Origin of the sequence: Shewanella schlegeliana (assembly GCF_016765635.1) — a bacterium.
Lineage (GTDB): Bacteria > Pseudomonadota > Gammaproteobacteria > Enterobacterales > Shewanellaceae > Shewanella > Shewanella schlegeliana.
The window spans coordinates 162,227-185,117 of record NZ_JAESVD010000002.1; the positions used below are offsets into that span (position 1 = coordinate 162,227).

Annotated in this window: 19 protein-coding genes and 1 tRNA gene; 7 read left to right on the forward strand and 13 right to left on the reverse strand. The window is 45.9% G+C overall.

Translation table 11 applies throughout. The annotated features are described in order from the left end of the window. Positions 1-13 precede the first annotated feature (13 nt). Both folK and folB read right to left on the reverse strand, forming a co-directional pair. A complete protein-coding gene (gene folK, locus JMA39_RS03755) occupies positions 14-505 on the reverse strand; it encodes a 2-amino-4-hydroxy-6-hydroxymethyldihydropteridine diphosphokinase (RefSeq protein ID WP_202720493.1) in 492 nt (163 codons plus the stop codon). Continuing rightward, on the reverse strand, positions 506-859 hold the full coding sequence (gene folB, locus JMA39_RS03760) for a dihydroneopterin aldolase (RefSeq protein WP_202720494.1): 354 nt from the start codon (positions 857-859) through the stop codon (positions 506-508). Positions 860-1,170: 311 nt separating this feature from the next. Between folB and plsY the strand changes: the two genes are divergently transcribed. After that, complete coding sequence (plsY, locus tag JMA39_RS03765; protein ID WP_202720495.1) at positions 1,171-1,773, forward strand: glycerol-3-phosphate 1-O-acyltransferase PlsY; 603 nt, start codon at positions 1,171-1,173, stop codon at positions 1,771-1,773. 193 nt (positions 1,774-1,966) lie between these two features. Here the strand turns inward: plsY and tsaD are convergent, their stop codons facing one another. Further along, positions 1,967-2,983, reverse strand: coding sequence for a tRNA (adenosine(37)-N6)-threonylcarbamoyltransferase complex transferase subunit TsaD (gene tsaD, locus JMA39_RS03770; protein WP_202720496.1), 1,017 nt, complete (start codon positions 2,981-2,983; stop codon positions 1,967-1,969). 227 nt (positions 2,984-3,210) lie between these two features. On the opposite strand from tsaD, the gene rpsU reads away from it, so the two are divergent. From rpsU to JMA39_RS03795, 5 genes are all read left to right on the forward strand, one after another. Continuing rightward, complete coding sequence (gene rpsU, locus JMA39_RS03775) at positions 3,211-3,426, forward strand: 30S ribosomal protein S21 (protein WP_006080725.1); 216 nt, start codon at positions 3,211-3,213, stop codon at positions 3,424-3,426. A 7-nt stretch (positions 3,427-3,433) separates the two neighbouring features. Beyond that, positions 3,434-3,877: a GatB/YqeY domain-containing protein gene (locus tag JMA39_RS03780; RefSeq protein WP_202720497.1), complete on the forward strand. Its 444-nt coding sequence runs from the start codon at positions 3,434-3,436 to the stop codon at positions 3,875-3,877. A 206-nt stretch (positions 3,878-4,083) separates the two neighbouring features. After that, positions 4,084-5,814 carry a DNA primase gene (gene dnaG, locus JMA39_RS03785; protein WP_202720498.1) on the forward strand — a complete coding sequence of 577 codons (1,731 nt, stop codon included), beginning with the start codon at positions 4,084-4,086 and terminating at the stop codon, positions 5,812-5,814. A gap of 126 nt (positions 5,815-5,940) precedes the next feature. Beyond that, on the forward strand, positions 5,941-7,791 hold the full coding sequence (rpoD, locus tag JMA39_RS03790; protein ID WP_202720499.1) for an RNA polymerase sigma factor RpoD: 1,851 nt from the start codon (positions 5,941-5,943) through the stop codon (positions 7,789-7,791). Between the two features lie 233 nt (positions 7,792-8,024). Next, positions 8,025-8,101 (forward strand) — tRNA-Ile (locus JMA39_RS03795). Positions 8,102-9,396: 1,295 nt separating this feature from the next. On the opposite strand, the gene gabT is transcribed toward JMA39_RS03795, so the two are convergent. The 10 genes from gabT to JMA39_RS03845 all read right to left on the reverse strand — a co-directional run bounded on the left by gabT (position 9,397) and on the right by JMA39_RS03845 (position 21,298). Continuing rightward, the gene (gene gabT, locus JMA39_RS03800) at positions 9,397-10,674 is read right to left on the reverse strand and encodes a 4-aminobutyrate--2-oxoglutarate transaminase (RefSeq protein WP_202720500.1); all 1,278 of its coding nucleotides are present in this window, start codon (positions 10,672-10,674) and stop codon (positions 9,397-9,399) included. A 47-nt stretch (positions 10,675-10,721) separates the two neighbouring features. Beyond that, a complete protein-coding gene (gene gabD / locus JMA39_RS03805) occupies positions 10,722-12,170 on the reverse strand; it encodes an NADP-dependent succinate-semialdehyde dehydrogenase (RefSeq protein WP_202720501.1) in 1,449 nt (482 codons plus the stop codon). Between the two features lie 97 nt (positions 12,171-12,267). Next, positions 12,268-13,554, reverse strand: coding sequence for an NAD(P)/FAD-dependent oxidoreductase (locus JMA39_RS03810; RefSeq protein WP_202720810.1), 1,287 nt, complete (start codon positions 13,552-13,554; stop codon positions 12,268-12,270). 244 nt (positions 13,555-13,798) lie between these two features. Next, complete coding sequence (locus JMA39_RS03815) at positions 13,799-14,614, reverse strand: ABC transporter permease subunit (RefSeq protein ID WP_202720502.1); 816 nt, start codon at positions 14,612-14,614, stop codon at positions 13,799-13,801. After that, complete coding sequence (locus JMA39_RS03820) at positions 14,611-15,516, reverse strand: ABC transporter permease subunit (RefSeq protein ID WP_202720503.1); 906 nt, start codon at positions 15,514-15,516, stop codon at positions 14,611-14,613. The genes JMA39_RS03815 and JMA39_RS03820 overlap by 4 nt, the downstream gene beginning before the upstream one ends. Before the next feature lie 10 nt (positions 15,517-15,526). Continuing rightward, positions 15,527-16,663 (reverse strand): polyamine ABC transporter ATP-binding protein, encoded by a 1,137-nt coding sequence (gene potA / locus JMA39_RS03825; RefSeq protein WP_202720504.1) that lies wholly within the window; start codon positions 16,661-16,663, stop codon positions 15,527-15,529. A 118-nt stretch (positions 16,664-16,781) separates the two neighbouring features. Next, complete coding sequence (locus JMA39_RS03830; protein ID WP_202720505.1) at positions 16,782-17,882, reverse strand: polyamine ABC transporter substrate-binding protein; 1,101 nt, start codon at positions 17,880-17,882, stop codon at positions 16,782-16,784. Between the two features lie 257 nt (positions 17,883-18,139). Beyond that, positions 18,140-19,489 carry a glutamine synthetase family protein gene (locus JMA39_RS03835; RefSeq protein WP_202720506.1) on the reverse strand — a complete coding sequence of 450 codons (1,350 nt, stop codon included), beginning with the start codon at positions 19,487-19,489 and terminating at the stop codon, positions 18,140-18,142. Positions 19,490-19,491: 2 nt separating this feature from the next. Beyond that, positions 19,492-20,253 carry a gamma-glutamyl-gamma-aminobutyrate hydrolase family protein gene (locus JMA39_RS03840; protein WP_202720507.1) on the reverse strand — a complete coding sequence of 254 codons (762 nt, stop codon included), beginning with the start codon at positions 20,251-20,253 and terminating at the stop codon, positions 19,492-19,494. Positions 20,254-20,749: 496 nt separating this feature from the next. Then, positions 20,750-21,298, reverse strand: coding sequence for a cupin domain-containing protein (locus tag JMA39_RS03845; RefSeq protein WP_202720508.1), 549 nt, complete (start codon positions 21,296-21,298; stop codon positions 20,750-20,752). A gap of 246 nt (positions 21,299-21,544) precedes the next feature. Between JMA39_RS03845 and JMA39_RS03850 the strand changes: the two genes are divergently transcribed. Next, the gene (locus tag JMA39_RS03850; protein WP_202720509.1) at positions 21,545-22,852 is read left to right on the forward strand and encodes an NAD(P)/FAD-dependent oxidoreductase; all 1,308 of its coding nucleotides are present in this window, start codon (positions 21,545-21,547) and stop codon (positions 22,850-22,852) included. The last annotated feature ends 39 nt before the right edge of the window (positions 22,853-22,891 follow it).

Below are 22,891 nucleotides of genomic sequence, written 5' to 3' on the forward strand. Positions count from 1 at the left end.
ATAAAAAAGAGGTTTACGCAGACCAATTAAACTCAACTGGCCATAGTGATTGTTGACTCTTGTCATAACTCCCCCAAAGGGTTTGATATGACTGTTTGACAACGGGATGGTTTAAAGAGGGGGCGATCTCCGCTAGCGGCCATAACACAAAGGCATTATAAAGGATCTCGGCTCTCGGTAATTCGATCGGCTGCTGACTAACCGTATCGTCAAACAGCAACAGATCTAAATCTAAGGTTCTTGGGGCAAATTTCTTCGCGCCTTTCACTCGCCCGTGGGCTTGTTCAATCAGCTTAAAAGTGCTCACCACTTCTTCAATCGATAACTCAGTTTGAGCGGCCACGACCATATTGAGAAAGTTACTTCCCTCAAAACCCACCGCTTCACTTTCAAACACTGATGACATTTCCAGCTCACCGAAGTGATCAGTCAGGTCAGTTAAAGCCGCCTTAAGATGATGCTCAGGGTCAATATTGCTACCTAAGCTGATAAAGATTTTAGCCATCTATGCATAGCCTCTTTCAATTTCAACACCCACTGCCGCAGCGGTTGGTACTGCGCCAGGCTTCATCACCTTAACCTTAACCCAAGGCACATTAAACTCAGTCATCACGCAATTTGCGACCATTTCAGCCACAGTTTCAATCAACTCAATCGGCTTTTCGGTGATAAGTGCTGTCAATCGGTTCGACACCGTTTCGTAGCAAAGCGCATATTGATAGTCATCACTATCGGCTGCAGGACGATTATTCCAAGCCATGTCTAAATCAATTAGCAAGCTTTGGTGGATCTGCTTTTCCCACTCATAGATCCCGATAACAGTTTCAATTCTAAGCTCTCTAATCAGTACTTTATCCATGATATCTCCAAAACTTTAATCTATGACACTGAGGTCAGATAAGCTAAAACGAACAAAAAGGATATAATCCGCCACAAAGCTGAAATATTAGCCTGATGCTCTTTCTAACGAGGCCAAACCAAAGTAGGATAAGTCTCGATATATAAAGAATTATTAAAAAGCTGTCACCTGTAAGACAAGCTTACCAACAAAGCGTTATGAGCAATATTTTTCGGGCTAGTGACCCATTTTAGTCGTAACCGCGCGACAAAAAATAGCAACGTATATATTACGTGGCGCGATGATACCCTAAGACGAATAAGGAAACCAATTTGACCGTAACAGTACTGACCATAGTGATGATATTTGCCGCCTATCTGGCTGGCTCGATATCGAGTGCTGTTTTGGTTTGTAAAATGCGTGGACTTCCCGATCCTCGCAGTCAAGGTTCTGGTAATCCAGGTGCGACCAATGTACTACGCATCGGCGGCGCTAGCTCTGCAGCATTAGTTCTTTTTTTCGATATGCTAAAAGGTGCGGCACCTGCATATCTTGCGTTTAGACTCGGCGTTGACCCTATTGCACTGGGTGTTATCGCCATCGCAGCCTGTCTTGGACATATCTTCCCGATATTTTTTCACTTTAAAGGCGGTAAAGGTGTTGCTACCGCTTTCGGAGCCATGGCCCCCATCGGTCATGACTTAGCACTTTGGCTTATGGGCTCTTGGATTGTCATCCTCCTACTCACCCGCTACTCCTCCTTTGCCGCCATCTGTACCGCTCTGCTCGCCCCGGTTTACACTTGGTGGCTTGACGACAGATTCACCATTCCCGTAGCCATGCTGTCAACGCTCATAGTGATCCGTCACAAAGATAATATTAAGCGCCTGCTTAAGGGTGAAGAGTCTAAAGTCTCGCGGAAAAAACATAGTTGAATCTATAGTTGAGTCGACAGGTAAACTATCATCTTCAAGGCACCTTCTTATGTAACCACAATGAAGTGGTACCGTGATGAACAACATTACCGATGGTTTCCACGTTAGCAATGCCAATCAGGACATATAACGAAACCCTTTTTACTAACAAAAACGGCGCTCAATGAGCGCCGTTTTTGTATTTTTCTAAACCTTAATCGACAGGCTCTAGCGTATCGAGTGGCCATCTTGGCTGCCCCTTGACCGCTAAGTCTTCAACTTGTCCAGCTTTTAAACGCTGCAAGCCCGCATAGGCTATCATTGCGCCATTATCGGTACAGAACTCGCCACGGGGATAATATACCTTGCCACCTAAACCTTGCATCATCTCAGCAAGAGATGCACGTAAGCGTGTGTTAGCACTCACGCCGCCAGCGATCACTAGGTTTTTATAACCCGTTTGCTTCAATGCACGCTTACATTTTATCGCTAAGGTATCGACAACCGCCTCTTCAAATGCACAGGCGATATTGGCGCGAGTCTGCTCATCTTTTGGCTCTGCAGCAATGGTGTTAGCCGCAAACGTTTTAAGGCCCGAAAAACTCATGTTAAGCCCAGGCTTGTCAGTCATCGGACGCGGGAAACGGTAACTGTTTGGCACACCTTTAGCGGCAAGCTTAGAAAGTCTTGGACCACCAGGGTAATCGAGACCCATCAGCTTAGCGGTCTTGTCGAATGCTTCACCAGCGGCGTCATCGACCGACTCTCCTAGCACGGTATAACGGCCTATGCCTTCAACCCCGACAATCATCGAGTGTCCGCCAGAAACCAGTAGCGCTAGAAACGGAAATTCAGGTACGTCATCTTCAAGCATCGGAGCCAATAAATGGCCTTCCATATGGTGTACCCCAATAGCAGGCTTGTCCCATGAAAAAGCCAATGCTCGACCGACACAGGCCCCCACTAATAAGGCACCAATAAGCCCCGGTCCCTTGGTATAAGCGATACCGTCGAGATCCTCGATGCTCATATCGGCATCGGCTAACGCTTGGCGTATTAGAGGTACAATTTTGCGAACATGGTCGCGAGATGCTAGCTCAGGCACCACTCCACCATAATCAGCATGCAATTTAACCTGACTATAAAGCGTATGCGACAGCAAGCCCTTTTCATCATCATAAACCGCAATCCCTGTCTCATCACAGGATGTTTCTATACCTAAAACCCGCATTTTTTCTCGTCTTCAATTGACATAATTAACGCCAATTCTACCTGCTGTGCTTTAATTACTCCATAGCCCTATCGCGGTCTGCGGATAATATCGCCTAATATGACTCATTCTGATCGTTTTAAGGGGTTTACAAGAGGGTGCGAGTCGGTATAGAATTCCGCACCATTTTTAAATTATCTGAGTCAAGTAATTGTCTCACACAACCTACACCTAAGGGGTGATGGCGTATGCCAATTATTAAAGTACGTGAAAACGAACCATTCGACGTAGCTCTACGTCGTTTCAAGCGCTCTTGTGAAAAAGCTGGTATCTTAGCTGACGTTCGCGCTCGTGAATTCTACGAGAAGCCAACTACTGCACGTAAGCGTGCTAAAGCCGCTGCAGTTAAGCGTCTAGCTAAGAAGCTTTCTCGCGAAAACGCACGTCGCGTACGTTTATACTAATCTCATTATGAGCCTAGTTGATCAGCTAAAAGACCAGATGAAAGAAGCCATGCGCGCGAAAGAAAAAGTGCGCTTGGGGACAATTCGTATGGCACTAGCCGCCGTTAAGCAGATTGAAGTGGATACCCGCGAAACTCTGACTGACGACCAAGCTATAGCGGTCTTAACCAAAATGGTAAAACAGCGTCGCGATTCTATTGCTCAATATACAGCAGCAGGACGTGACGAACTAGCGCAAGCAGAAGCAGAAGAGATTCTAGTTTTAGAAGACTTTTTGCCTAAGCCTCTTTCCGAAGAGGAAGTTGCTGCACTAGTTGATGCGAGCATCACTGAGATGGGCGCATCCACCATGGCGGATATGGGTAAAGTAATGGGAGCATTAAAACCAAAGGTAATGGGTAGAGCTGACATGGCGGCAATTGGCGCTATGATCCGTGCAAAACTCAAGTAACTTTAGTTTTATTGCATGAATGAGCCGTGCTTCTGCGCGGCTTGTTTGTTTTCGAAATTCCCAAATTTGATTTCACGAAATGTTTGATTTCACGAAATGTTTAATTTCACGAAACGTTTGATTTCACGAAATGTTTGATTTCACGAAACGTTTGATTTCGAGTAACTTTTGATTTCACGTAATAAAGGCGGCATTTAACAACACTAATGGCGATACCTCGTGATTTTATTAATGAGCTAGTAGCTCGCACTGATATTGTCGATTTGATCGACCCTAAAGTGCCCCTTAAAAAGGCGGGTAAAAATCACTCTGCCTGTTGTCCTTTTCATAGCGAAAAATCTCCCTCTTTCACCGTCAGCAGAGACAAACAGTTCTACCATTGTTTTGGCTGCGGCGCGCACGGCAACGTTATCGACTTTGTCATGGAATATGACCGACTCGACTTTGTTGATGCCATTGAAGAACTCGCCGGACAACTCGGACTCGAAGTCCCAAGGGAACAAGGCACTGGCAAGCCTCGAGATCAAGAGCTTAGCCGAGACTTATATCAGTTGATGGAAGAGGCTAGCCTGTTCTATCAAAGCCAACTTAGGCAACATACAGACAAACAAAAAGTCCTTGATTATTTAGCACTTCGAGGACTATCAAAAGAAGTGGTCGAACACTTCAATATCGGTTTTGCACCCGATGGTTGGGATGGTTTACTCAGCCGTTACCGCCAAAACCAAGATTCGCAAGCCAAGCTATTAACCGCTGGTATGGTCATCGAGAACGACAGCGGTAAACGTTACGACCGCTTCCGTGACCGATTGATGTTTCCGATCCGCGATAGACGCGGGCGCGTTATCGGCTTCGGCGGCCGAGTGTTAGGTGACGGTACGCCAAAGTACTTGAATTCTCCGGAAACGCCCATATTTCATAAGGGTAATGAACTTTACGGTTTATACGAGTTAAAGCAACGTCATCGCGATCCACAACGAGTCCTGATTGTTGAGGGCTATATGGATGTGGTGGCACTGGCACAATTTGACGTTGATTATGCGGTTGCCTCACTCGGCACCTCTACAACGGCGGATCAGTTTCAACTGTTACTTCGTAGTGCAAAAGAAGTTATCTGCTGCTACGACGGCGACAATGCTGGTAAAGAAGCCGCATGGCGGGCACTCGAAACGGCACTGCCGTTATTAAAGCCCGGAAACCAAGTTCGATTTATGTTCCTACCAGAAGGGGAAGACCCCGACACTCTGGTAAGACAGATTGGCAAAGAGCAGTTTGAAGCACAAATCGATCAGGCCATGGCACTACCCGAGTTTTTGTTCGAAAACCTCGCAAAAACCTACGGCAACGAAGATAAGAGTGTTTTGGCAAAGAATGCCATTAAACTCATTGAAAAAGTGCAGGACACAGTACTACAGAGCCTGTTACTCGAAGATTTAGCACACAAGCTAAGAATGAACGGTGCAGACGAGCTTAAGCGAAAGTTTAACTTTTCCGCTAAGACGGCCGAAAAGCCAAGTCAGCACAAAGCGTTGAAAGGGCGCGGTACCCCGTTGCGATTAGCCATCGCCTTGTTAGTACAACACCCACGTTTAGGTGAGAACTTGCCTGAACAACCAGCGCTGAAACATATACAGATGGCCGGCATTGACTTGCTGAACCTTGTATTAGATTTAACTCGCGGACAAGTGATAAGCAGCGCACAACTACTTGAACAGTTCAGGGGCGATAACCAATTCAGCACCCTAAAGAAACTGACCCAATGGGATCATCAAGTGGCGGATGAAAACTTGCTTCAAAAGTTAAAAGAAACCCTCGTTTGGTTAAACAACCAGTATCTTGAGCAGCGATATCAAGAGCTGAGTATGAAGAAGAACCTCACGAAAGAAGAGCGGTTACAGCTTAGTAAGCTAATTTCAGTGATTAAAAACAAGGCTTAATTAAAAATTCAGCCTCAAAAGTAAACACTTGGACTAGCACAGAGACGCGCCGAAGGCTATAATTGACGACTTGCGTGGCTGTTTTTTGCCCGTCGTTTTAACAGTTTCCCAACTTGGATGATATCTATGGATCATACTCCGCAGTCGCAACTTAAATTGTTGCTCGCCAAAGGTAAAGAGCAAGGTTACTTAACCTATGCAGAAGTGAACGATCACTTACCTGCAGACATGGTCGATTCTGACCAGATTGAAGATATTATCCAGATGATCAATGACATGGGTATTCGAGTCTACGAACAGGCTCCGGATGCTGATGAAATCATGATGTCTGAAGACAGCACCGATGACGATGCTGCAGAAGAAGCCGCTGCTGCGCTTGCAACAGTAGAAGCTGAATTAGGTCGTACAACTGACCCAGTACGTATGTATATGCGTGAGATGGGTACCGTTGAGCTACTGACACGTGAAGGCGAGATTGTTATCGCTAAGCGTATCGAAGAAGGGATCAACACGGTTCAAGCGTCTGTTGCGGAATATCCGCAAGCGATTGCGATGATCCTAGAGCAATACGATCGCTACGAAGCCGAAGAAGTTAGACTTTCTGATATTATCTCTGGATTTGTTGACCCAAATGCAGAAGACGTTGCCCCAACCGCAACTCACGTTGGTTCTGAGTTATCTGATGACGATTTAGATGACGAAGATGATGACGATGATGACGATGATGATGACGATGATGACAGCGAAGGTGATGAGGGTCCAAAGGGTCCTGATCCAGAGGAAGCCAAAGAGCGCTTCACTCAGCTTCGTACTGCCCATGAAAACGCATTAAGAATCATTGCAGAAAAAGGTCGTGGTCACCCAGAGTCGACTGTGGCACTTTTCGAAATTGGCGAGATCTTCAAAGAGTTCCGTTTGATGCCTAAGCAGTTTGACCGCTTAGTTAAGAACATGCGCTCTATGATGGACAAAGTCCGTGTTCAAGAACGTTTGATCATGAAGCTTTGTGTTGAACAAGCCAAAATGCCGAAGAAAAACTTCGTCAAAGTTTACACCAGTAACGAAAGCAGCATCGAGTGGTTCAACGACGAACTAGCATCAGGTAAGCCATATGTAGAAGGTCTGCAGATGGTTGAGTTTGATGTTCAACGTTGTCGTGCAAAGCTTGACGCTATCGAGACTGAAACCGGTCTTGCGATTGGTGCAATTAAAGATATCAACCGTCGTATGTCTATCGGTGAAGCAAAAGCTCGCCGTGCAAAGAAAGAGATGGTTGAAGCGAACTTACGTCTAGTTATTTCTATCGCGAAAAAGTACACCAACCGTGGTCTACAGTTCTTGGATCTTATCCAGGAAGGTAACATCGGTCTGATGAAAGCGGTAGATAAGTTCGAATACCGTCGTGGTTATAAGTTCTCTACTTATGCAACTTGGTGGATCCGTCAGGCGATCACTCGCTCTATTGCTGACCAAGCAAGAACGATCCGTATCCCAGTACATATGATTGAGACTATCAACAAGCTTAACCGTATCTCTCGTCAAATGTTACAAGAGATGGGTCGTGAGCCTTCTCCTGAAGAGTTGGCAGAGCGCATGTTAATGCCTGAAGATAAGATCCGTAAGGTACTTAAAATTGCTAAAGAGCCTATCTCAATGGAAACCCCTATTGGTGACGATGAAGATTCGCACTTAGGTGACTTCATTGAAGATACGACGCTTGAGCTACCACTAGACTCAGCGACAGGCGAAAGCTTGAAGAACGCAACTCATGAAGTACTTGCTGGCCTAACAGCTCGTGAAGCTAAAGTACTGCGTATGCGTTTCGGTATCGACATGAATACTGACCACACGCTTGAAGAGGTTGGTAAGCAGTTTGACGTAACACGTGAACGTATTCGTCAGATTGAAGCTAAAGCGCTACGTAAGTTGCGCCACCCTTCTCGCTCAGAGATTTTGAAGTCTTTCCTAGACGAGTAGTAAATACTCGACTTGAAAAGGGACAATTAATTGTCTCTAACGAGTTCAATTTCAAATAAGAAAGCTGCCTATGGGCAGCTTTTTTTATGCTAAACAAATTAAAACAGCAAAGATTGATTAACAGATAAGCAGTTGATCACTTAAGAGCGATTTCTAGTAAAAACTCTGATGACAAGCGCTTACAAACCTCGTATACTTCTTTGCGCTTTCGATAGTGACGACTATCTTAAGTCGGCCCCTTAGCTCAGTTGGTTAGAGCATACGACTCATAATCGTCAGGTCCACGGTTCAAGTCCGTGAGGGGCCACCAATTTTGATAAACCGCTTAAAGAAATTTAAGCGGTTTTTTCATGCCTGTAATTTGACTGCCGAAACAAAAATCATAATCGTCATCAATTCATGCAGTTCAAGTCCGTGAGGGGCCACCAATTTAAAACGAAGAAGCCTACCTTGTGTAGGCTTTTTTGTATCTGCAAAAAATGACATGACCTTATGTAAAAACCATAATCGTCATCAATTCGCGCGGTTCAAGTCCGTGAGGGGCCACCAATTTTGATAAGCCGCTTAAAGAAATTTAAGCGGCTTTTTCATGCCTGTAATTTGACTGCCGAAACAAAAATCATAATCGTCATCAATTCATGCAGTTCAAGTCCGTGAGGGGCCACCAATTTAAAACGAAGAAGCCTACCTTGTGTAGGCTTTTTTGTATCTGCAAAAAATGACATGACCTTATGTAAAAACCATAATCGTCATCAATTCGCGCGGTTCAAGTCCGTGAGGGGCCACCAATTTTGATAAGCCGCTTAAAGAAATTTAAGCGGCTTTTTCATGCCTGTAATTTGACTGTATAACTAAAAACCATAATCTTCATCAATTCCTGCTGTTCATGTCCGTGAGAGCCAGCCAATTTAAAGCGGAAAACCCTACTTCATTTAGACTTCTTATATCTTTAGTCGCTAATGATACCAATCAGTATAAGAATTTGATCTACTCAGAGCGATTTTTGGCAAACTAATTCAAGGCGAATAGCTGCAATAATAGTTATTCCCTTATAAAGCTATTCAACGCAGAAGTAGGCAGCGAAAAACGCTCCAGAATGGCGAATTTTAGCGGGTCTGATGCTGTGTTAACGAGCTTAACCGTAAAACAACTATGCTCTTCACTCGTTGCAAACCACATGGATGTGGTGAATGTCATTAATGCAGGAGCATTTAATGACCTTGCCTCAGACCCGCTAAACTCTCGCTGAGCGACTAAATGTTTATACTGATTGGTATAAAACCTCACTACAACGACTCAAGGTTTAGCTCATCTTTTGCGAGCAACATCAAACTTTACAAGCTGTTTTTATGGGATATTTTCTTGAACGTATCAATCTGTATCAAATATTGAATGAGGTCTTCTATGGATTTTATAAGACATGTACCCGCGCTATTTTCAATGATAATGGGTATCGCCATTATCGAATGTGCAGTTATCATTTTTGGGCTTTGCATGAATCGACTGAAGGGATTATTCGGCGATATGTAACCCACTCCCCCATCGTACAGAGATAGCAATGAAAAAGGCCTGCAATGCAGGCCTTTTGGGTAATTTATTAATTGCTTACACTGGTTTCAATACAACATCAAAGCTAGCACGAATGATCTCCAGTCCCTTGTCGACCAGCTCATCGGGCGCAGTAAGCGGCACAAGAATACGCAGCACGTTACCGTAAGTACCGCATGACAACAGAATAAGCCCTCTGTCTCGAGCCTCTTTAAGCATTTGCGCGCACAGCTCTGGTGCTGGTTTACCGTCTTGCGTTAGCTCAACCGCGATCATGGCGCCAAGGCCTCGAACATCAACGATCTGCTTATGCTTGGTCGCCATCGCTTGCAGCGATTCTTTAAGCTTCATCCCAAGTGCATTGGCTCGCTGTAACAGATTTTCCTCTTCGAAGACCTCTATCACTGCCAGTGCAGCAGCACAAGCTAATGGACTCCCGCCATAGGTGCCACCCAAGCCACCTGCCCCAATTGAATCCATCACTTCGGCACGCCCGGTTATACCCGATAGTGGGAAACCACCAGCGATAGACTTGGCAAAGGTGGTGATATCTGCACTCACTTCCATCTGTTCCATAGCAAAGAAGGTACCTGTGCGTCCTGCGCCCGTCTGTACCTCATCGGCAATCAACATGATGCCGTGCTTATCGCATAGCTGACGTAAACGCTGCATAAACTCGACAGAGGTATGGTAAAAACCGCCTTCACCCTGTACAGGCTCAATAATGATTGCCGCAATATCATCAGGCTCGGCATCGTTCTTAAAGATACGCTCAATTGATGTCATAGCATCATCATCACTCACGCCATGAAGCGCACAGGGGAACTCGGCTCTAAATACATTAGCCGACATCAAGCCCATACCTTTACTGTAAGGTGCAACTTTACCCGTTAAAGCCAATGCCGCCATAGTGCGACCGTGATAGCCTGAGGTAAAAGCGATAACACCGCTGCGCTTGGTGTGAGCACGCGCGACTTTAACCGCGTTTTCAACCGCCTCTGAGCCACTGGTAAACAGCGCAGTCTTCTTTGCAAAGTCACCCGGTACAAGCTGATTCAACTTCTCACATACTTGAATGTAATTCTCATAGCCCAGCACCATAAAGCAAGTGTGGGAAAACAGCTCGAGTTGCTCCGCAACCGCCGCTTTAACTTTATCGTGCAGGTGGCCAGTATTGAGCACCGCAATACCACCAGCAAAATCGATAAACTCACGCCCCTCCACATCCCACACAGTGGCGTTTTCGGCGTGCTGAGTGTAGATAGGATGAATTTGACCTACACCATTAGCGACCGCGGCCTGACGGCGCACCATAAGTGACTCATTAGTTGTCATAACGATTTCCTTTTAACAGACATACTGATGAACTTAATCTTCAAGTATTAAACTGACATGCAGATGTACTTCATCTCCAAGTACTCTTCGATACCAAACTTAGAGCCTTCACGGCCCAGCCCCGATGCTTTAATCCCACCAAACGGCGCAACCTCAGTGGAAATAAGGCCGGTGTTAACCCCAACCATGCCATATTCCAGCGCTTCAGATACTTTCCACACCAGTGAAATATCACGGCCATAAAAATAAGCCGCTAAACCAAACTCAGTGTCATTGGCCTGCTCAATCACATCATCAACATCAGAGAACTTAAATAGCGGTGCCAAAGGTCCAAAGGTTTCCTCTTTGGCGACTAACATGCTCTTATTGACCTGGGTAATAATCGTTGGCTCAAAGAAATTCCCGCCTAAGCTTGCCAACTTACCACCAGCGATAAGCGATGCTCCCTTCGATAGAGCATCATCCAGATGCCTTTGTACTTTAGCCACAGCATCACTGTTTATTAGCGGCCCCGTTGTCACGCCAGCTTCGGTGCCAACTCCCACCTTGAGCTTAGCAACGGCAACAGCGAGCTTCTCGGCAAACTCATCGTATACACCGTCTTGGACATAGATACGGTTGGCACAAACACAGGTCTGTCCGGCATTGCGGTATTTAGCAATCATCGCCCCTTCAACCGCCGCATCGATATCGGCATCGTTAAACACGATAAAGGGCGCATTTCCGCCTAGCTCCAGTGACATCTTCTTAAGTGTCGGCGCACACTGCTGCATCAACTTAATGCCCACGGGAGTTGAGCCTGTGAAAGAGAGTTTGCGAACCACAGGGTTACTACAAAGCTCGTTGCCGATGGCGATCGCATCGCCAGTGACGACACTAAATACACCTGCAGGAATACCCGCACGCTCAGCAAGCTCTGCCAATGCCAATGCGGTAAAAGGGGTTTGCGGTGCAGGCTTAACGACCATGGTACAGCCTGCCGCCAATGCTGGAGCGGCTTTACGGGTAATCATCGCCGCAGGGAAGTTCCAAGGCGTAATCGCAGCAGTCACGCCAACACTTTGTTTAATCACCATCAAGCGTTTATCGCCCTGATGGCCAGGGATGGTATCGCCATAGATACGCTTCGCTTCCTCGGCGAACCATTCAATAAATGACGCCGCATAGGCCACTTCACCTTTAGCCTCGGCTAAGGGTTTCCCCTGCTCCGTGGTCATCATCAGCGCAAGATCGTCTTGATGCTCAAGTAGTAACTCAAACCAGCGATTTAGCTTGGCGCCACGCTCTTTTGCGGTTAATGCACGCCAAGCAGGGAGTGCTTTTTCAGCTGCGGTTATCGCAGCTTTGGTTTCTATCGTGCCCATCACGGGTACACTACCAATCACGTTATGGGTGGCAGGGTCGGCTATCTCAACCTTCTCACCACTTATGGCTTCAAGCCACTGACCATCGATATAGCATTGCTGGCGTAATAAGCTCATATCATTTAACTGCACGGGTTACTCCTTAATTTGCTTTGACGCTTTTTAGCCGAGTGACTAATTGGCTTCGACTCCCTAAAGTCGAATTGAGTTCATCATTAACGATATAAATTTATACCCCTAACTTGTCACGCATAGTGTAGTACCAAGCACCAATTGCGCTAAAGGGTACCTTGAACATATGACCGCCTGGGAATGGATAGTGTGGCAAGCCCGCGAAGGCATCAAATCGAGTCGCTTGACCGTTTATCGCCTCAGCTAAGATCTTACCCGCTAAATGAGTATAGGTAACACCATGACCACTACAGCCTTGCGAATAATAGATATTGCTACCAATGCGCCCCACCTGTGGTAAACGAGACAAAGTCAGCAGAAAGTTGCCGGTCCAGGTGTAATCAATCTTCACACCTTTTAGCTGCGGGAAAGTCTTAAGCATCTTGGGGCCGATAATCGACTTAATGTCCGCAGGATCCCTTGCACCATACACCACACCGCCGCCATAAATAAGTCGGTTATCACCGGATAGGCGGAAGTAATCGAGTAGGTAGTTACAATCTTCGACGCAGTAGTTTTGTGGCAATAAGCTTTTAGCCAGCTCTTCACCCAAAGGTTCAGTGGTGATCACCTGAGTACCACAGGGCATGGATTTGGCTTGTAGTTTAGGCATCAAACCGCCAAGATAAGCATTGCCCGCCACCACCACGAACTTAGACTTAACGCTACCATGGCTGGTGTGTACTACAGGATTCTCACCCTCTTCGACCTTAATCACTGCCGAGCCTTCAAATATCTGGCCGCCTAACGATTCAACCGCTTGTGCCTCACCCAATGCCAAATTGAGTGGATGAATATGACCGCCACTGGTATCTAGCAAACCACCAACATATGACTCGGTATCGACCACCTTACGAATATCATTTTTATCTAACAGCTCAAGGTGATTCATATGACCATGCTTTTCCCACAGCGCTTTTTGTGCTTGCAGGTGGCCCATCTGTTTATCGTTTAGCGCCGCAAATACGCCGCCATCTTGCAGATCGCAGTCAATATTGTACTTGTTAATACGCTCTTTAATGATGCGAGCGCCCTCAAAGGCCATCTCACCAAACAACTTACCCGCTTGTTTGCCGACGGTTTTCTCGATTGAGTCGATATCACGGCTAAAGCTATTAACTATCTGGCCACCATTGCGCCCCGATGCCCCCCAGCCGATACGCGCCGCCTCGAGTACAGTTACCTTGTATCCCATCTCAAGTAGGTGCAAGGCGGTCGACAATCCAGTGTAGCCTGCGCCAATAATACAAATATCGGTCTCGATATTATCTTGTAGCATCGGACGCTCGGTCTTATCGTTGGCTGATGCCGCATAATATGAATCTGCATGGGGTGTAGTAATCATGGTTTCCGCCTGTCTTTCATTGATTATTATTGACATAACTTCTGTCCTTTTATTCTTTGCTTTTACGCTGCGAATTTGTTGTTCTCGATAGCAGAGCTATTTTGGCTCTCTATCCTTTAATAGCCCCAATTTTTAATAAATAGGTCTTTGGTAAATGGGTCTTCAACGAGTATGGGGCGTTGATATAACTGACGGGGATAAAGGCTGGTAATACAAGCCTTATCCCCTAATGAAACCGATAACGTTAAGCGGAGCTAGAACGCTGCTTAATATCCGCACGACGTGCGAAGTACCAAGAGATAAATGCGATGAGTGACACGATGAGAATGATCAAGGTCGCCAACGCATTGATCTTAGGCGAGACCCCCATACGTACCGATGAAAACACCACCATAGGCAGGGTTGTTGCCCCTGGGCCAGAGGCAAAACTGGCAATCACTAAGTCATCAAGAGATAAGCTAAACGACAGTAACCAGCCTGCGACTAACGCAGGTGAGATCATCGGCACAGTAATCGCGAAGAAGGTTTTAAATGGTGTTGCCCCTAAGTCTTGAGCGGCCTCCTCTACCGAGCGATCAATCTCTCGCAAACGAGAAGAGACCACCACGGCAACATAAGCCGCACAAAATGTCGAATGAGCAATCCAAACGGTCAACATGCCACGTTCTGCTGGCCAGCCTAAGAGATCTGCCATATGCACAAACAAGAGCAACAGAGAAAGACCGGTGATCACCTCTGGCATCACCAAAGGCGCAGTGATCATGTTCGACAGGGTTAACTTACCCCAACCACGAGCAAATCGCGTCATCACAAAGGCTGCCATCGTGCCTAAAATAACCGCCATGGTGGAGGCGTAAAAGGCCACCTGTAAACTGGTCCAAACCGCATCGAGGATCTGTTGATCACGAAACAGTTCTCCGTACCATTTAGTCGAAAATCCAGCCCATACGGTAACCAGCTTAGACTCATTAAATGAGTAGATCACCAAGATAAACATTGGCGCATACAGGAAAAACATACCCGCCCAAAGCATAACGGTAGAGAAATTTAACTTCTTCATGCTGTCTTCTCCATCTCTTTGGCTTGATAGCGGTGGAATAGGGTGATCGGGATGATGAGTAGCCCTAACATCACTATCGCAAGCGCCGAAGCCACAGGCCAATCGCGGTTATTAAAGAACTCCTGCCATAGCACCTTACCTATCATCAGTGAATCTGGGCCACCGAGTAGCTCAGGGATCACAAACTCACCCACCACAGGAATAAACACCAGCATGGAACCTGCAATTACGCCGCCTTTTGATAAAGGAAGCGTGACCTTCCAAAACGTATTTAAGCTGCGAGAACCGAGATCCGCAGCCGCTTCTAGCAAGCTACCATCGAGCTGTGACAAGTTTGCGTAAAGCGGCAAAATCATAAACGGCAAATAACTGTAGATGATGCCGATATAGACCGCGGTATTGGTATTTAAGATCTGCAGAGGCTCTGAAACTATCCCTGTCCACATCAGCAAATTATTAATCACACCATTGTTGCTCAATATCCCCATCCAGGCGTAGACCCTAATTAGAAATGAGGTCCAAGAGGGCAGCATCACCAACAGGATTAACATGGTTTGATTACGCTTAGGGGCACGAGCAATGGCGTAGGCCATCGGATAACCTATGAGCAAGCAACCTATAGTTGAGATGGTCGCCATCTTAAGCGAGCCCAAATAAGCGTTGTAGTACAAGGAGTCATCGAGAATGAGCAGATAGTTACCCAGGTTCATCATGATCTGCAGCGATTCTTCGGCATACTGGAACAGCGGCTCGTAAGGCGGTATCGAGATGATGGGTGTTGAAAAACTGATCTTTAGTACAATTGCGAAAGGAAGTGCGAAGAACATCAGTAGCCAAAAGTACGGGACGCCGATGGTCCAGCATTGACCTTTGGGTAATCGAAATTTTAACGGCTTTTTCATGGTCGTATCCTTATGATCTAAGGACCACTCCGCTGGTGGCCTCCCAGCTAATGAAAACCGCTTCTTCCCACGTGGGAGGATCTGAACGACGTTCCCGGTTAGTCATGATGGTTTGAATAAGCTGTTTGTTAGGTAGACGAATGTAATACACTGAAATACCACCAAGGTAAGCGATATCCTCCACCACGCCACTTGACCAGTTATAGTCGCCTTGAGGCTGCTCACGGGTAATGCGAGTCTTCTCTGGGCGTACCGCAACCCATACACACTTATCCTCGACACTCGTAGAAACACCATGATCGATAAACAGCTTCTGGCTTAAGCCTTGGCTTTCGATAATAACGTGGTCGGCTCTATCTTTGACAATTTCACCTTCGAACAGGTTTACGCTGCCAATAAACTCGGCCACCATGCGACTGCTCGGGCTTTCATAAATATCTGTTGGCGATCCCGTCTGTGCAATCCAGCCATCATTCATGATCGAAATACGCGCCGCCATGGTCATCGCTTCCTCTTGATCATGGGTCACCATCACGCAAGTTACGCCAACGGCTTCAAGAATATCGACCACCTCAAGTTGCATCTGGGTACGTAACTTTTTATCTAGCGCCCCCATTGGCTCATCAAGAAGCAATAACTTTGGACGCTTAGCAAGAGAGCGGGCTAAGGCAACACGTTGACGCTGGCCGCCCGAGAGCTGGTTAGGCTTACGTTTTGCGTAGCTTTCCATATGCACTAGCTTCAACATCTCCTGCACGCGGGACTCAATTTCAGCTTTAGGTAACTTGTCCTGCTTTAGGCCGAAGGCTATATTCTGCGCCACGGTCATATGGGGAAACAGAGCATAAGACTGGAACATCATATTAATAGGGCGTTCGTGAGGTGGCATATCGGTAATGTCTTCACCGTCTAGAAAAATGCGCCCTTCTGATGGTTTTTCAAATCCTGCAAGCATACGTAGCAAGGTCGACTTCCCCGAGCCTGACCCGCCTAGTAATGCAAAAATCTCCCCTTTTTTGATATTAAGCGTGACATCATCTACTGCACGCACTTCATCGAATAGCTTACTCACTCTGTCTATCTGAAGTAGCACTTCGCCCTGCGTCTTTTTAATCGAGTTATTGGTGACGTCTAAGGTACTAGCCATATTACTTCTCCAACTAAGGGCGATAATCAATGCCCTTTGTTTCAATTTATTTATTACTTACTGTGTCAAAATTAGCTGTTGATCAAAAAGGGCAAGGCTATGCCTTGCCCATATTTGCTTAGTAGCCTGATTTCACTTTGGTCCAAACGCGTGTTAATGAACGCTGTGATTTCATTGGGCGTACATCGCCTACATATAAACGGTCGAGTACTTCTTTAGTTGGGTAGATAGAGGTGTTAGTACGCACATCCTCATCCACTAAAGGCAATGCGGGAACATTCGGGTTAGCGTAAGCCACATAGTTAGTGATAGGTGCAATCACCTCTGGACGAAGCAGGTAATTGATAAAGGTGTGAGCATTTTTAACGTTCGCCGCATCCGCAGGAATGGCTAACATATCAAACCAAAGGTTTGAGCCTTCTTTAGGGATCGAGTACTCGATGGTATTACCATTCTCCGCTTCATCGGCGCGATCGGCAGCCTGGAAAATATCTCCCGAATAACCAAATGCCACACAGATATCGCCATTAGCTAAGTCTGTGATATAGCGTGATGAATGGAAGTAGGTGATATAAGGACGTACCTTAGCAAGCACTTCACCGGCCTTCTTAAAGTCATCGGCTTTGGTGCTGTTTGGATCCAGCCCAAGGTAGATAAGCGCCATCGGCACCATTTCATCGGCGCTATCAAGCATAGATAGGCCACACTGAGATACCTTCTCTGCATACTTAGGATTAAAGATAAGCTCTAACGAATCAACAGGTGCATCTTCGCCCAGCACTGCTTTCACTTTTTCGACGTTATAACCGATACCGTTTGTGCCCCACAGGTAAGGAACGGAGTACTGATTGCCCGGATCGGCTGACTCGAGTTGAGTCATGAGTTCAGGGCTCAAATTCTTATGATTGGGTAGCTGGTTTGAATCTAGCTTTTGGAAAGCGCCCGCTTTAATCTGCTTAGCCAAGAAACTATTTGATGGAACGACAATATCGTATCCAGAACGGCCTGAAAGTAGCTTAGCCTCAACCACTTCATTACTGTCAAACACATCGTAGATAACACGAATGCCAGTCTCTTTTTGGAAGTTCTCTAAGGTGTCTTCAGCAATATAATCTGACCAGTTATAGACGCGAACAACTTCTTCGGCATAAGCCGTAGTCGAAGCCATTACACTTGCGGTGACAAGGGCAAGTGTGGTCACTTTTTTTAATAGTTTCATGCTTTCTCCTATTTAGCGTAGCAGCAGGAAATCCGCCTCTGCTGTCCATTCATTGTGCTGCCGATATACCGGCTTTAGTTCTTATTTTTCACCAATGCTACACCCGAAAAACCGCATCGGCAGTGTGGTACTGCTTTACAGCTTTCATATAGATAGCACTCTTAAAAATGCTATCTGTATGAATAACTCCTTTTACATCTTGCAATCACTTTCGACTGCAGCGACACGTCCCCAAAACGCCTCGCTGCAATGTTTATCTATACCGTCAATAGCAGGAACTCTCGCTCCCATGAGCTGATCACTCGGCGGTAGTTTTCAAGATCCGCTTGTTTCACTGCGATATAACCGTTAGTGAAGATATCGCCTAAATACTCACGACAAGCCGAGCTTTCAGCCATAATCGCTAACGCCTCTTCAAGGGTTAATGGCAACGCAGCACCGCCACGAGTCTCATTGGCACGACCTTGTACAGGTGTTGACGGCTTAACATCATCAACCATGCCCATGTAGCCACATAGCAAGCTGGCCGCTATCGACAGGTAGCTGTTGGCATCGGCGCCAGCAATACGGTTTTCGATACGTAAGTTTTGTGGCGATGATTCAGGAATACGTAGACCACAGGTGCGGTTTTCCTCACCCCACTCAAGGTTTACTGGAGCCGAAGCGCCCGGTAGGAAACGGCGAAATGAGTTAACATTTGGCGCAAATAGCGGCAATAATTCTGGAATAAACTTTTGCAGGCCGCCTATGTAGCTATAAAACAGCGGGCTCTTAGTGCCATCTTCATTTGAGAAGATATTTTTGCCTGACTTAACATCAACAATACTCTGGTGCAGGTGCATAGCACTGCCCGGCTCGTTAGTCACAGGTTTGGCCATGAAAGTGGCGCACACATTATGCTTAAGGGCGGCTTCACGGAGGGTGCGTTTAAAGACAAACACCTGATCGGCGAGAGAGAGTGCGTCACCGTGAGAAAAGTTAATCTCCATCTGCGCGGTGCCCTCTTCGTGGATCAGAGTATCAATATCGAGCCCCTGCTCTTCACACCAGTCATACATATCTTCAAACAGTGGATCGTACTCATTTGCCGCGTCGATAGAGAAAGACTGACGACCCGACTCTTGACGGCCTGAACGTCCAACTGGTGGTGTCAGCGGGTGATCGGGATGCTCATTAATACGCGTTAAGTAGAACTCCATCTCTGGCGCAACAACTGGCTTCCAACCTTTATCCTCATAAAGCCTTAGGACTTTTTTCAGTAAGTTACGCGGAGACAGTTCGATTGGGTTACCCATCTTATCGTAGGTATCGTGGATCACCTGAGCGGTGGCTTCGATGGTCCATGGCAATTTAAAGACAGCGTCTTCATCGGGTACACAAACAAAGTCGATATCTGCTTCATCAAGCAGTGCATCATAAGATTCGTCATCAACATAGTCGCCCGTCACCGTCTGCAGTAACACGCTCTCAGGCAGGCGCATGCCTTTCTCATCGATAAATTTAGCAACGGGAGCAATCTTGCCGCGGGCGATACCCGTCATATCACAGACAACACACTCGACTTCGGTAATTTTTTGTTCTTTTAAATAACTGACTAATTTTTTCATGTTTATTTCACTCTGCTTGCTGCACGGCGTTGGCATGCTTTATTAAAGGCTGCAAAAATAGCGGTATAGAAAGGGCTATCGAGTACTTTCCACTCTGGATGCCACTGCACACCTAGTGCAAAATTCTTTGCGTCTTTGACAGAAAAGGCTTCTATCAAACCATCTGTTGCATAAGCTTCTGGCCGCAACCCAACCCCTAGGCGATCGACACCTTGGGTATGGACAGAGTTCACCTCTGCAGAGCTGCGGCCCCAGGCCTCGTGAAGCAATCCTCCAGGTTCTATTTGAACTTCATGAGATATACCGTACTGCACCTCTACAGATTTGGTCTTATCTTCTCTGTGTTCAATAAAGCCATCCAATTCATGAAGCTTCTGATGCAAGCTGCCACCAAAAACAACATTCATCTCTTGAAATCCACGACAGATTGCCAGTACTGGAACACCTGCATCGATTGCCGCCTTAAGCAGCGGTAGAGTGGTCGCATCGCGCTTGGGATCATGATGTGTTCCCGCATCACTTGCGGGACCGTCAAAATGGTGAGGCTCAATATTTGAGGGGGAACCGGTGAACAAAATTCCATCCAGACGAGACAGAACGACTTCTGCAGGGCAATGCCCCAATGAAGGGATAACTAATGGCCAAGCTTGTGTGGCATCCGCTATCGATAATAGGTATTTCTCACCTACGATATTAAAGGGGTGCAAGCCTAACTGCTGATTACATGCAGTTACACCGACAACTGCAAGTCCTACTTCCGACATAAAACACCTTCAATCCTTTTCTTCGTAATTTTTAGAATTATTTTGAATAGTTTTTATCTTGATTTACGAAATCTTGAATAATGAACAGTTATTATCCAAATGTTCATTTTTTCACACACTACACGGAATCAATTAACTAGGCAATAGAGAAGGTGAAAGGATTGTTAAAAAATATCAAACAAAGGCATAAGGCATTTGATATCAAGAGTTTACCCAAATAGCTTTTTATAGGTCTTTATACGAAAATTCATATAAATAAGTTTTTTATGCATTATATGCATAACAAACAGATCTGATGGCGATCACACTTATGCATAGCGAATGCTTTATATTATTTACATAAGAGCATAAAAACAGCATCAGGCAGAATTGCCTAGCGGGTAATATTATACAAATGGAAAAATGCAGAATAATGATATAGATAGCAAGCTAGTTACCGTAAAGAAATCGATATTCTCTGCGGTAAGCTAGCTTTACAAAAAAAGGAGGAAATCTATTAGAAATTTGCAGGTGTAGTAGCGCTAACGATACGACAAGCCTCATCATATGGATTACGAAAACGATGGGGAAGCTCACTGTTAAAGTAATAGCTATCGCCCTCTGCTAATTCAAACACTTCTTCACCCACTGTCAGCTCTAAACGCCCCTCGATAACCATGGCAGCCTCTTGGCCCTCGTGCTTGAGCATTTCGATACCAGTATCAGAACCCGGAGGATAAGTTTCACTCATGACAGACATGGCGCGATTAGGAAAGTCTCGGCCGATGAGCTTAAAATCCAATACCCCATCACCAATGTCCAACAGTTCATCACTGCGATACACCACTTTTTGTTCAGTCTCTTGTGTATCTTCTATAGAAAAGAACTCCACCAAAGACATAGGTAAACCAGAAAGCACTTTTTTAAGTGAGCTCACCGAAGGACTAACACTATTTTTCTCGATCATCGAGATAGTGCTATTGGTCACACCGGCGCGCTTAGCCAATTCTCGCTGGGACAAGCCCTTCTCTTTTCTGACCTTTTTAAGGCTCTCACCAATATCCAAAATCTTTCCCCTAATTGAAGTAATTGTTCTTTGTCTCCAACAATATGTAGAGCAATACAACCCATTCTCGGTACGACTAGAGTAGTGTCTTAAAAAATACTAGACCATAACTTCTATCGAGCAATTTGTATTCTACAGGAAAGCGTGTTAAAAATAACGAACATCTGTAAATAATTTATCCCCAACAGTTAAATATATTACTTATACAAGTCCAATTTACAATAAAAACATATATTTGGAGAAATGATGTCAACTAAGAGTCCGGTGCATAGCGACCAATATCCTGCATCCTATTACTTCGCAACAGCTAGAGAGCTGCATCAATCACCACGACTAGAGGAGGTGCTAGATGTCGATGTATGTGTGGTCGGCGGAGGATTCAGTGGCATCAATACGGCAATTGAACTGGCTCAAAAAGGCTTTAGCGTGGCACTTCTTGAGGCTAAGCGTATCGGTTGGGGAGCATCGGGGCGCAACGGCGGTGAATTGATCCGTGGCATTGGCCATGACGTTAGCCAGTTTCAAAATATTATCGGTAGCGAAGGGGTTAAAGCCATCGAACAGATGGGATTTGAGGCGGTCAATATCGTCAGGCAGCGCGTGGCTGAGCACAATATCGATTGTAACTTACAGATGGGCTACTGCGACTTGGCTATACGCCCTCGTCATATGAGGGAACTTGAAGAAGATTTTGAACACCTCAATAGTATCGGTTACGGCCATAACATGACCTTACTTGATAAGTCTCGGATTGGTGAAGTGATTGGCTCAGATTTTTATCAAGGTGCTCTCGTTGATATGGCCAGTGGTCATCTGCATCCACTCAACTTAGCCCTCGGCGAGGCTAGAGTTGCTCGTAGTCTAGGCGTTAAGACCTATGAATATAGCGCTGCCCACAAGATAGTTAAGGGAGATAAACCTAAGGTGATCACTGAGCACGGAGAAGTGAATTGCCAGTATCTAGTCTTAGCGGGTAACGCCTATTTAGGACTCGATTTAGAGGAAAACATTGGTAGTAAAATCCTACCAGCAGGTACTTATGTGTTGGCAACAGAGCCTCTGACACAAGAGCAATGCGATGCCATCATCCCACAAAATATGGCCTTTGCCGACTTAAGGGTCGATCTTGATTATTACCATCTGTCTGAAGACAATCGTCTGCTTTTTGGTGGCTTGTGTACTTACTCAGGCAAAGATCCTAAAGATATCGAAGCGGCTCTCAGACCGAATATTGAGAAGGTATTTCCACAGCTAAAAGGCGTTCGTATCGATTATGAATGGGGTGGTATGATGGGCATTGGCGCCAATCGTCTACCACAGATTGGTCGTCTGCCCGATGCCAAGAATATCTTCTATGCCCAGGCCTATGCGGGCCATGGCGTGAATGCCACCCATATGGCGGCAAAACTCATCGCCGAGGCTATTACCACCCAAGCCGAGCGGTTTGACATCTTCGCCAAAGTGCCCCATATGACCTTCCCTGGTGGGCCACACCTACGTTCGCCAATGTTAGCAATGGGCATGCTTTATCATAGGTTTAAGGATATTTTTTAATCTCCATTTTTAATCCTGTTCAATAAAAAAACGGACTTT